This is a genomic window from Vibrio sp. 5S239 (assembly GCF_041439575.1).
Classification (GTDB): Bacteria; Pseudomonadota; Gammaproteobacteria; order Enterobacterales; family Vibrionaceae; genus Vibrio; species Vibrio kanaloae.
The window spans coordinates 1-1,206 of the sequence record NZ_JBGOOM010000067.1; the positions used below are offsets into that span (position 1 = coordinate 1).

The window sequence follows — 1,206 nt, forward strand, 5'->3', positions numbered from 1 at the left end:
GGCATTTTTAGTATGCGTTGATTTATGTGTTTAAGGTGTTATGCGGTGGCTTCGTGTTGCGTTGCTCACTACTTAGCTTAGCGTTATGTGTAATAGCTAACAGAATTCTAGATTAGTCTCCGTAGAGACAAGTCTTGCCTAGGTATAGAGTCGAGAAAAGATGTTTAAAGAATTAGATATTGTCGAAGTCGTTATAGCCGTAAAGGAATTTCCAGAAATAGAAATTGGAGATATAGGGACTATTCTAATGCGCTATGAAAATGGCAAGGCTTATGATGTTGAGTGTGTCCTAGAGTCTGGTGTAACTAAATGGCAATGCACACTTCTTCCCACACAAATGAAGCAAATCTCACCCGAATAGTCTTACACATAACAAATTGTTCAACTAGATTCCAAAACGCTTGGCATTTTCGGTATTAGTCAGGTTTTGTGGTTAAGGTGGTTATATCAGCTGAAGTGACATTGTTTTGTCACAAGTTAACAAGGCGTTATGCGTACTAATTAACAAGGAAGAATTAAATTTGAAAGGAAACTGTTTGTGTGGAGAGGTTTCGTTTGAGTTGTCAGGCGAATTACCACCCATCTATCAATGCCATTGTTCTCTGTGTCGCAAGGTATCGGGTTCTTCATCAAACTCAGCGTTGATTGTTAAAGCATCAAGTTTTAAGTGGCGTTCCGGCGAACATCAAATTAGGTCATTCTCGACAAGCTCAGATTTTAAATCTGAGTTTTGTTGTCAGTGTGGTAGCCCAGTACCAAATATTAGCTCAAGCGGTGATTCACATTGGGTGCCCGCAGGTCTATTGTCCGAGCCTGTGGAGACGAAAGTTTCTGCTCATGTTTATGTCGGTTCTCGCGCAAGTTGGGATGTTGGTTTCATAAATGACGGTATACCGCAGTTTGATACGATGCCAACTAAGAAAGATTGATTAAAAATATGCAGGTAACGCACGCATAACAAGGCGTTCAAGAGGGATTCTCAACGCTTGGCAGTTTTGGTTCAAAGTTTGGCTTTTGTGTTTATGGCACAATGGTTTAAGTTGGGTGGTATAGCGTTGTTCACCCCTTAACGCGGCGTTAGTTTGCAAAGGGCAGAAAAGCATTTGTGGTCTAAAAGCCTTGTTCTACGTTCTAGCTATTCACCTGTCCGTTTTCCAATCTCACGAACTTTCCGGTGGCACTATGTTGGAAGCGTTTGCGGTGCGT

The 1,206-nt window shown here is 41.5% G+C and carries 2 protein-coding genes; both read left to right on the plus strand.

What is annotated here, in order from left to right; all coding sequences use genetic code 11:
- Positions 1-160: 160 nt before the first annotated feature.
- A complete protein-coding gene (locus ACED48_RS20445) occupies positions 161-361 on the plus strand; it encodes a DUF4926 domain-containing protein (RefSeq protein WP_017057197.1) in 201 nt (66 codons plus the stop codon).
- Between the two features lie 199 nt (positions 362-560).
- Positions 561-929 (plus strand): GFA family protein, encoded by a 369-nt coding sequence (locus ACED48_RS20450; RefSeq protein ID WP_277815551.1) that lies wholly within the window; start codon positions 561-563, stop codon positions 927-929.
- Positions 930-1,206 lie beyond the last annotated feature (277 nt).

Excerpts from the sequence above, each read along its gene's own strand:
- ACED48_RS20445 (WP_017057197.1), top strand. The coding sequence starts at position 161 with ATGTTTAAAGAATTAGATATTGTCGAAGTCGTTATAGCCGTAAAGGAA.